Origin of the sequence: Streptomyces sp. (genome assembly GCF_035563135.1) — a bacterium.
Lineage (GTDB): Bacteria > Actinomycetota > Actinomycetes > Streptomycetales > Streptomycetaceae > Streptomyces.
In genome coordinates this window covers 1-7,001 of the sequence record NZ_DATMVN010000640.1, presented here as the reverse complement: position 1 = coordinate 7,001, position 7,001 = coordinate 1, and the positions used below count along the sequence as shown (strand labels likewise).

Annotated in this window: 9 protein-coding genes; 5 read left to right on the top strand and 4 right to left on the bottom strand. The window is 69.3% G+C overall.

Features of this window, described 5'->3' with window-relative positions; genetic code table 11:
* The 5 genes from VN520_RS28695 to VN520_RS39715 all read left to right on the top strand — a co-directional run.
* Positions 1 to 628: tRNA lysidine(34) synthetase (locus VN520_RS28695; protein WP_325749864.1), on the top strand; the 628-nt coding region annotated here is incomplete at its 5' end.
* Between the two features lie 99 nt (positions 629 to 727).
* Positions 728 to 1,267, top strand: a complete 540-nt coding sequence (hpt, locus tag VN520_RS28690; protein ID WP_014155504.1) for a hypoxanthine phosphoribosyltransferase — start codon at positions 728 to 730, stop codon at positions 1,265 to 1,267.
* Positions 1,268 to 1,475: 208 nt separating this feature from the next.
* On the top strand, positions 1,476 to 3,527 hold the full coding sequence (gene ftsH / locus VN520_RS28685; protein ID WP_325749863.1) for an ATP-dependent zinc metalloprotease FtsH: 2,052 nt from the start codon (positions 1,476 to 1,478) through the stop codon (positions 3,525 to 3,527).
* 184 nt (positions 3,528 to 3,711) lie between these two features.
* On the top strand, positions 3,712 to 4,317 hold the full coding sequence (gene folE / locus VN520_RS28680; protein ID WP_325749862.1) for a GTP cyclohydrolase I FolE: 606 nt from the start codon (positions 3,712 to 3,714) through the stop codon (positions 4,315 to 4,317).
* A gap of 381 nt (positions 4,318 to 4,698) precedes the next feature.
* A complete protein-coding gene (locus VN520_RS39715) occupies positions 4,699 to 4,818 on the top strand; it encodes a VOC family protein (RefSeq protein ID WP_414719974.1) in 120 nt (39 codons plus the stop codon).
* A gap of 25 nt (positions 4,819 to 4,843) precedes the next feature.
* Here VN520_RS39715 and VN520_RS28675 read toward each other — a convergent pair whose 3' ends face one another.
* From VN520_RS28675 to VN520_RS28660, 4 genes are all read right to left on the bottom strand, one after another.
* Complete coding sequence (locus VN520_RS28675) at positions 4,844 to 5,329, bottom strand: DUF3180 domain-containing protein (protein WP_325749861.1); 486 nt, start codon at positions 5,327 to 5,329, stop codon at positions 4,844 to 4,846.
* A gap of 68 nt (positions 5,330 to 5,397) precedes the next feature.
* Positions 5,398 to 6,009 (bottom strand): 2-amino-4-hydroxy-6-hydroxymethyldihydropteridine diphosphokinase, encoded by a 612-nt coding sequence (gene folK, locus VN520_RS28670; protein WP_325749860.1) that lies wholly within the window; start codon positions 6,007 to 6,009, stop codon positions 5,398 to 5,400.
* The gene (folB, locus tag VN520_RS28665) at positions 6,006 to 6,365 is read right to left on the bottom strand and encodes a dihydroneopterin aldolase (protein WP_325749859.1); all 360 of its coding nucleotides are present in this window, start codon (positions 6,363 to 6,365) and stop codon (positions 6,006 to 6,008) included. Before folB ends, folK begins: the two co-directional genes overlap by 4 nt.
* A 204-nt stretch (positions 6,366 to 6,569) precedes the next feature.
* Positions 6,570 to 7,001, bottom strand: a 432-nt coding sequence (locus VN520_RS28660) for a nuclear transport factor 2 family protein (RefSeq protein WP_325749858.1), incomplete at its 5' end; no start/stop codon positions are given.

The following is a 7,001-nucleotide window of genomic DNA, read 5'->3' as shown; positions in this document are numbered from 1 at the left end:
AACGGGCGCCGCCGCCGTGCTCCTCGGCCACACCCGCGACGACCAGGCCGAGACCGTCCTGCTGGGCCTCGCCCGGGGCTCGGGCATCCGCTCGCTGTCCGGGATGGCCGCCGCCTCCGGACCGGCCGGCCGCTACCGCCGCCCCTTCCTCCACCTCGACCGGCAGACCGCCCGCAAGGCCTGTCTGGTCCAGTCGATCCCTGTCTGGGACGACCCCCACAACATCGACCCCGCCTACACCCGCTCCCGGCTGCGCCACGAGGGTCTGCCCGCCCTGGAGAAGGCGCTGGGCAAGGGAGTCGTGGAAGCCCTCGCCCGCACGGCGCAGCTCTCCCGTGACGATGCCGACGCCCTCGACACCTGGGCCGCCGAGGCCGCCCGCTCGGTCCGTGACGACGCCGGACGGCTGGAGTGCGCCAAACTTTCCGTCCTGCCCCCCGCCGTACGCCGCCGGGTGCTGCGCCGGGCCGTGATCGACGCCGGTTCCCCCGCGGGTTCGCTCTTCGCCCGCCACATCGAGGAAGTCGACCGGCTCATCACCGGCTGGCGGGGCCAGCGCGCCATCAACCTGCCCGGCCGCGTCGAGGTGCGGCGGCAGGGTGGCAGACTGGTGATTCGGCAGAGCTGAAGCGCAAGCGGCTGAAATGCAGGCGAAACGCCGGTCCGGCCCGGGGAACGCTCCGGGGCCGGCAGGGCAGAGAAAGAGACGCGGGTGAACGAGAAGGACATGGGCACCGACCTTCAGTCGGTGCTCCTCACCAAGGAAGAGATCGACGCGAAGCTCGTCGAGCTGGCAGCGAAGATCGACGCGGAGTACGCGGGCAAGGACCTGCTCATCGTCGGCGTGCTCAAGGGCGCGGTGATGGTCATGGCGGACCTGGCCCGCGCGCTGTCCACCCCCGTCACCATGGACTGGATGGCCGTGTCGTCGTACGGCGCCGGTACCCAGTCCTCGGGCGTCGTCCGGATCCTCAAGGACCTCGACACCGACATCAAGGGCAAGCACGTCCTGATCGTCGAGGACATCATCGACTCCGGTCTCACGCTTTCCTGGCTGCTGACCAACCTCGGCTCGCGCGAACCCGCGAGCCTGGAGGTCTGCACGCTGCTCCGCAAGCCCGATGCCGCGAAGGTCGCGATCGACGTGAAGTGGGTCGGCTTCGACATCCCCAACGAGTTCGTCGTCGGCTACGGACTGGACTACGCGGAGAAGTACCGCAACCTCCCCTTCGTCGGTACGCTCGCCCCTCACGTCTACGGCGGCTGAGACAGCCGCCCGGAGGAACCGGCCGAACCCGGCCGGACTGCCGGGAACCCTCGTGGCGTTCGGGCCGTTGGATCCTTCGGAGACGGGTTTGTCTGACCTCCCCTGCGGTCACGGGTGACAATGCTGGGGTACCGTCCGAAGAACAGTCTTTTCTCACAGCAGCATTTACCTACGGGCAGGAGGGACGGGGCGACTTCGCTCCGTATGGATGGACGTGAAGCGATACTTCCGTGGGCCGGTCATGTGGATCGTGCTGGCCGTCCTCGCCGTGGTCGTGTTGATGCAGGTCGTCGGCTCGTCCGGCGGCTACAAGACGGTGGACACCGCCAAGGTGATCCAGGCGATCAGCAAGAACCAGGTGGAGCAGGCCAAGCTGACCACCGGTGACGAACAAATCCTGAAGATCGAGCTGAAGGACAAGGAAAAGCTCCAGGGCGAGTCGGGGAGCAAGTTCCAGGCGAGCTACATCGGCAACCAGGGTGTCGAGCTCGCCGACACGCTGCAGAAGAAGTTCGAGAGCGGTGACATCGAGAAGGGTTACACCGTCTCGCCGTCGAAGCAGTCCCCGTTCGTCTCGATCCTTCTCACCCTGCTGCCCTTCGTCCTGATCGTGGTCGTCTTCCTGTTTCTGATGAATCAGATGCAGGGCGGCGGTTCCAAGGTCATGCAGTTCGGCAAGTCCAAGGCGAAGCTGATCACCAAGGACACGCCGAAGACGACGTTCGCCGATGTGGCGGGGTCGGACGAGGCCGTCGAGGAACTGTACGAGATCAAGGAATTCCTCCAGGAGCCGGCGAAGTTCCAGGCCGTCGGCGCCAAGATCCCCAAGGGCGTCCTGCTGTACGGACCGCCCGGTACGGGTAAGACGCTGCTCGCTCGCGCCGTCGCCGGTGAAGCGGGCGTCCCGTTCTACTCGATCTCCGGTTCCGACTTCGTCGAGATGTTCGTCGGTGTCGGTGCCTCCCGTGTCCGTGACCTCTTCGAGCAGGCCAAGGCGAACGCTCCGGCGATCGTCTTCGTCGACGAGATCGACGCCGTCGGACGGCACCGCGGTGCCGGCATGGGCGGCGGTCACGACGAGCGCGAGCAGACGCTCAACCAGCTGCTCGTCGAGATGGACGGCTTCGACGTGAAGGGCGGCGTCATCCTGATCGCCGCCACGAACCGGCCGGACATCCTGGACCCGGCGCTGCTGCGTCCGGGACGCTTCGACCGGCAGATCGCCGTCGACCGGCCGGACATGCAGGGCCGCCTCGAGATCCTCAAGGTGCACCAGAAGGGCAAGCCGGTCGCGGAGGACGTCGACCTCAACGCGGTCGCCCGTCGTACGCCCGGCTTCACCGGTGCCGACCTGTCGAACGTGCTGAACGAAGCGGCGCTCCTGACGGCGCGCAGCAACAAGAAGCTGATCGACAACCACATGCTCGACGAGGCCATCGACCGCGTCGTGGCGGGCCCGCAGAAGCGGACCCGGATCATGTCCGAGAAGGAGAAGAAGATCACCGCGTACCACGAGGGCGGACACGCCCTGGTCGCGGCGGCTTCCCCCCAGTCGGACCCGGTCCACAAGATCACGATCCTCTCCCGCGGGCGTGCCCTCGGTTACACGATGGTGCTCCCGGAAGAGGACAAGTACTCCACGACGCGTAACGAGATGCTCGACCAGCTCGCGTACATGCTGGGCGGGCGTGCGGCCGAGGAGCTGGTCTTCCACGACCCGACGACCGGCGCTGCGAACGACATCGAGAAGGCCACCGCCACGGCTCGCGCGATGGTCACGCAGTACGGCATGACCGAGCGTCTCGGTGCGATCAAGTTCGGTGGAGACAACACCGAGCCGTTCGTGGGCCGGGAGATGGGCCACCAGCGCGACTACTCGGAAGAGGTCGCGGCGCTCGTCGACGAAGAGGTCAAGAAGCTCATCGAGACCGCGCACAACGACGCGTGGGAAATCCTCGTGGAGAACCGCGACATCCTCGACGCCCTGGTTCTCGAACTGCTCGAGAAGGAGACGCTCGGCAAGGAGCAGATCGCCGAGATCTTCGCCCCGATCGTGAAGCGTCCGGCCCGCCCGGCGTGGACCGGTTCCGCCCGGCGTACCCCGTCGACGCGTCCGCCCGTGCTCTCTCCCAAGGAACTGGCCCTCACCAACGGCTCCGCCAATGGTCCGGGCACTCCGGAGATCGCTCCGACGGACATCACGTCGAAGAACACCGGCACCTCCACGGAGGCGCTTCCCGAGGATCGCCCCGAGAGCTGACCTCCCGCCCGGCCAGGTGAGTCCCCCTCACGGGGGCCCCGACCCGGCCCGGAATGGATGCTGCGCCCCCCAGGCTCTAGCCTGTGGGGGCGCTGCTTTTCCGTATGCCTGCGCTGTGCCTGCCGTGATTCCGTGAGGCCCGGGCGGGTCCACGCATGTGACTGCACAGAGGAACGAGGCACAGATGACCGACCCGGTGACGCTCGACGGGCAGGGCTCGATCGGCGTATTCGATGAGAAGCGGGCCGAATCCGCCGTACGGGAACTCCTCATCGCTGTCGGGGAGGACCCTGACCGCGAGGGGCTGCGTGAGACCCCGGGCCGGGTGGCACGTGCGTACAAGGAGATATTCGCGGGGCTCCACCAGGAGCCCGAGGACGTCCTCACGACGACGTTCGACCTCGGTCACGACGAGATGGTGCTGGTCAAGGACATCGAGGTCTTCAGCACCTGTGAACACCACCTGGTGCCGTTCCGCGGGGTCGCGCACGTCGGTTACATCCCGGCGACGAGTGGCAAGATCACGGGGCTGTCGAAGCTGGCACGGCTGGTCGACGTCTATGCCCGGCGGCCGCAGGTCCAGGAGCGGCTCACCACTCAGGTCGCCGACTCCCTGATGGCGATCCTGGAGCCGCGCGGGGTCATCGTCGTCATCGAGTGCGAGCACATGTGCATGTCGATGCGGGGCATCCGCAAGCCCGGAGCAAAGACGATCACGTCCGCGGTCCGCGGCCAGCTGCGCGATCCGGCGACGCGCGCCGAGGCGATGAGTCTCATCATGGCGCGTTAGAAGGATCGGGGACGAAGGCCCGGGGCCCGCGGGGCGGGCGGGGCCGGCGCGGCGGCGACACGTCCGTGTGCAGCGGGGGAGCCGACGGCCGTGGGGCCGTCTTTCCCGGAAGAGGGACCTCCCGATGCCGTCCACCCGTGGGCTCGCGGTAGCGCCCGTGACGGCCGTCGAGCCGGCGGGGGAGCGGTACGAGCGGCTTCCTCGGCCGCCCGGCGGGCGCGGGACCCATGTGCGGGCCGCGGCCGGCCCGCACATCTCCCCGTGCGCCCGGCTCCAGGTCTTCATGTCGCCCGCGCAGGCGGGCGGGACACCGGTGGACCCGATGGCCGAGATCCGGGCCGGGCGCTCTTCGGTCTCACGGACGGTGGAATCCCGGCCGGGGTGGACCGGCCCGGTGCGCAGGGGGTGCGGTTCGCCGCCGTGCACGACCCCGACGGCAACCGGATCACCCTGATCGAGAATTCCGTGGCAGCCGGCCGGGGAGCGGACCCCGCTCGCTGATGCGGCCCGGTCCGCACGAGGGACCTCAGGCGGTCTGGGCCGTGTTCCTCTCGTCGTCCCCGTCCTCCGGGAGCTTGCAGACCCGCTCGATGAAGACGCCTGCGGCGACGACCGCGATGCCCGCCAGGACGGCGAAGCCCGCGTAGACGGCCTGGTCCCGGCGGGGCGGCACGTCCAGGGAGCCGAGCAGGAACACCCCGGTGCCGCCGTACATCCCCGCGACCAGCGCGGCGACGAGCGCGCTCGCCTGGCCGAAGACGACGGCGCGCGCCGCCATCATCGGCTCCACACCCTTCGCTCCGGGGCGCCGCTCCCGCTGCGCGCGCAGCCGTGCGCGGATCGACAGAGCCGTGGCCAGCAGGACGACGGCGATCACGGCCAGCACGATGGGCGCCCCGAGCGGCACGCTCGGCAATGTGCCCAGGGAGTCCCAGAGGCGGGCTCCACCCCAGGACAGGACGCCGGCTCCGGCGAAGAGTCCGGCCAGGAGGCCGAGCCGTAGTTGCTTCACCGAGAGTGCCGCCCTTCGTCACCGTTGACCGTCGTTCGCCCGCAGGCGCTCGTCCTTGAGCCTAACGACTACTCGGGGAGACGGAGTTCCAGGTCGGGCCGGGGAAGCACTCCCTCGCGGCCGACACCCTCCAGCAGATCGGCGACCGGGCCGGCACCGGGCAGCTGGGCTCCCCCGTCCACGTCGTGCCAGGGGGCGAGCACGAAGGCGCGCTCATGGGCGCGCGGGTGCGGGAGGGTCAGCAGGGGGTCGTCGGAGACCACGTCGGCGTACGACACGATGTCCACGTCGATGGTGCGCGGACCCCAGTGCTCCTCGCGGACGCGGTCGAAGGCCTCCTCGATGGCCTGGCCGCGCTCCAGCAGGGACGAGGGGGGCAGGGTCGTCTTCACGACGACCACCGCGTTGAAGTACGACGGCTGGGATCCGGGGGCGACGCCCCAGGGCTCCGTCTCGTAGACCGGGGAGACCGCTTTGACCCGGAGGCCGGGGGTGTCCTCCAGGGCGTCGACGGCGCCCTGGAGCGTCTCCAGCCGGTTGCCGAGGTTGGAGCCGAGGGAGATCACGGCCAGTTTGGGGTTGGAGAGGGTGACGTCCGCCGCGTCGACCTGCTCGACCACGGCGGCGGGCACCGGCTGTACGGTCGGGTCGCTCTGCCCCTCGGTGGAAAATGCGGTCATGCTCGGCTCCGGGTGATGGTGATGGTCACGTCGTCGAAGGGGACGGTGATCGGGGCGTCCGGCTTGTGGACGACCACCTCGACCTCCTCGACCCCTTCGTGCTTGAGGCATTGCTGCGCGATGCGCTCCGCGAGGGTCTCGATCAGATCGACCGGCTCACCCTTGACGACGTCGACGACCTCCTCGGCGACCACACCGTAGTGAACGGTCTTCGTGAGGTCGTCGGCGGCTGCCGCAGGACGGGTGTCGAGGCCGAGCACCAGGTCCACGATGAAGGTCTGGCCCTCTTCCCGCTCCTTGGGGAAGACGCCATGGTGCCCACGGGCCTTGAGGCCGCGCAGCGCGACACGGTCCACGCGAATCACTCCTGCTGTTCGTCGTCTCTGGAGGCACCCGGCCGCGTGCGGGCGGTGAGGTGCCGTCTTTCGAATCTACCCGCGCGCACCGACAGCACCCGCCCGCGGGGGCGCCGGCCGGACCGGCAGGGGGTGTTCAGCCACGCGTGCCCCGTGACCAGGGCGCCCGGCCCCCGCCCGCTCAGGTGCCCGGCCCCCGTCCGCTCAGGCAGCCGGCTCGTCGTCCTCGTCCTCACCGGTCCCGGCCAGTACGGGGGAGCCGTGGTGGGACCAGAGCTTCCAGCCCTCCGGGGTGCGCCGGAACACATTCGTGGCGACGACGAGCTGGCCGACGAGCGGCCCGAGTGCGTCGCCCTCCTCCGCGGGGCCACCGCTGAGGATGTTCTCGGTGCAGGTCACCAGCGCGGTGCCGCCGGTCATGGAGACTCCGACATCGGTCAGGAAGAACTGGATGTACTCGGTGTTCGCCATGATCAGCGCATAGCTCCGCAGTACCTCGCCGCGGCCCGTGAGAACCGGCCAGCCGGGGTGGACGCAGGAGACGGTGAGGTCCTCACCGGGCAGCCACAGGCCGGAGAGCGCGTCGAGATCGCCGCGTTCCATCGCCTCGTAGAAGGCGGTGTTGGCCCGCTCGAC

Coding starts and splice junctions, on each gene's coding strand:
- hpt (WP_014155504.1), top strand. CDS start 728: ATGGGCACCGACCTTCAGTCGGTGCTCCTCACCAAGGAAGAGATCGAC.
- folK (WP_325749860.1), bottom strand. CDS start 6,009: ATGACCGCATTTTCCACCGAGGGGCAGAGCGACCCGACCGTACAGCCG.
- folE (WP_325749862.1), top strand. CDS start 3,712: ATGACCGACCCGGTGACGCTCGACGGGCAGGGCTCGATCGGCGTATTC.
- ftsH (WP_325749863.1), top strand. CDS start 1,476: ATGGACGTGAAGCGATACTTCCGTGGGCCGGTCATGTGGATCGTGCTG.